The organism is Pseudomonas sp. A25(2017) (assembly GCF_002001065.1).
In the GTDB taxonomy this organism is placed as follows: domain Bacteria; phylum Pseudomonadota; class Gammaproteobacteria; order Pseudomonadales; family Pseudomonadaceae; genus Aquipseudomonas; species Aquipseudomonas kilonensis.
In genome coordinates this window covers 1-377 of sequence record NZ_MUOA01000010.1, presented here as the reverse complement: position 1 = coordinate 377, position 377 = coordinate 1, and the positions used below count along the sequence as shown (strand labels likewise).

Annotated in this window: 1 protein-coding gene; it reads right to left on the bottom strand. The window is 60.2% G+C overall.

Features of this window, described 5'->3' with window-relative positions; translation table 11 throughout:
• Window positions 1-377: hypothetical protein (locus B0E42_RS00020; protein ID WP_139353055.1), on the bottom strand; the 377-nt coding region annotated here is incomplete at both ends.

The following is a 377-nucleotide window of genomic DNA, read 5'->3' as shown; positions in this document are numbered from 1 at the left end:
CAAATTGTTCGCTGAGGCTGTTGGCGCCGTTGGCGTTTGGATGGGCTTCATTGTCCAGCAGCGTGTAGCTGTAGCTGACCACGCCGGTGGTGGCGTTGTAGCCGGTGATGGTCAGCGTATTACCCAGTGCGGTGGTAATCGACTGAGGGAAACCAGCCGCTACACCGCCGGCGACGACGTTGATGCCGCCAACGCTCAAGGTCTGCACACCATCCAACGCGGTGACGGTAAAGGTGCCGCTTTGAGTCAGCGCCGATGCATCCGGGCTGCTGCCGTCGCTGAGGTTTTTCTCCTGCAATGACAGCTCACCGCCTTCGCTGTCGAGGCCGGTGATGATCACCGGGTCGTCGTTGTTGTGCACTTGCAGCACCAGGTTG